Source organism: Odoribacter laneus YIT 12061 (assembly GCF_000243215.1).
Classification (GTDB): domain Bacteria; phylum Bacteroidota; class Bacteroidia; order Bacteroidales; family Marinifilaceae; genus Culturomica; species Culturomica lanea.
Genome location: NZ_JH594596.1, coordinates 922,588 through 923,755 on the forward strand (window position 1 = coordinate 922,588; position 1,168 = coordinate 923,755).

General features: G+C 49.1%; 1 protein-coding gene and 1 pseudogene. Both read left to right on the forward strand.

Going from position 1 to position 1,168, the window contains the following annotated elements:
* Positions 1-208 (forward strand): formylglycine-generating enzyme family protein (locus HMPREF9449_RS16985; RefSeq protein ID WP_147640109.1); only part of this gene is annotated, 208 nt, incomplete at its 5' end.
* A 256-nt stretch (positions 209-464) separates the two neighbouring features.
* Positions 465-1,168: pseudogene (locus HMPREF9449_RS16700) on the forward strand (PEGA domain-containing protein); the annotation flags it as partial.

A 1,168-nucleotide genomic window follows, 5' to 3' on the forward strand; every position in this document is an offset into this window, starting at 1 on the left:
TGGTAATGTATGGGAATGGTGTGAAGACTGGTACGGGGATTATCGTGTTACTTCTCAGAGAGACCCGTTAGGGGCTACTAGTGGTTCTCGCCGGGTGTACCGGGGCGGTGGCTGGAACAGCATTGCCAGGTACTGTCGCGTGTCGTTTCGTAGCGGCAACACGCCTGACTACCGTAGCAGCCTCCTCGGCTTTCGGTTAGTATGTTAGTTCCCAACCTTCTGGTCTTCAATCGAGCTAAAAAAGAGGGGAGAAGTCGCACGGAGGGACTCCCGGAAAGGGCGGTTGTCGCCGCCCCAAAGGGAGACCAGACGGGAGACGGTGGGGAGGGGTGAAAAATAAAGAATTTGAAAATAGAGATGTTTATGAGAACGTTGACTTTTGGGAGATAAGTGTTTTTTTGCGGGAAAATGCTCTGACTTTTTCGGGAAGGTAAAGAGAAAATTATTGATATAAATTTTTAAAGATGAAATTATTGATAGAGATAATTTTGTTGCTGAGTATTTCGGTGGTAGAAGCCCAGCAACTTTCCGTGAAATCATTCCAGAAGCTGGAAAATGACCTTTCGGCTCGGGGAAGCGAGGGGCGTATGGATCAGAACGGAGATCGTTGTGCGATCATCAAGGTAGTGACAAACGAAAAGGGGTTTGTGTTTGAGCCGGATGCTTTGGGATTGGTGGGGAGTGTTAACAAGACCAGTGAAATCTGGCTGTATGTGCCTTATGGAGCGAAACGGCTGACGATCAAACATCCGCAGTTGGGGATGTTACGGGATTATGTTTATCCAGAGCGGATCGAGAAAGCCAGTGTATACGAATTGGTATTGACCACCGGTCGGGTAGAAACGGTAGTCCACGAGACTGTGGATATGGATTATCTGGTGATCCGTCCGGATCCGGCGGATGCTCTGATCTATATCGATGAGGTATATGAGTCGGGAACGGGGGGAGTGGTACAAAAGTTTGTGCCTTGGGGAAAGCATACTTACCGGGTAGAGCATCCGTTGTATCATACGGAAGCCGGACAAGTGGAAGTAAGTTCTTCGGGAAAAAAAGAATTGGCGATAAAGCTACGTCCTGCTTTCGGTTCTGTAGAGATAAGCTCCCTTCCGGAAAGTGGGGCGGAAGTTTATATCGATGGGGAAAGGGTGGGGGTGACCCCTTACCGGGG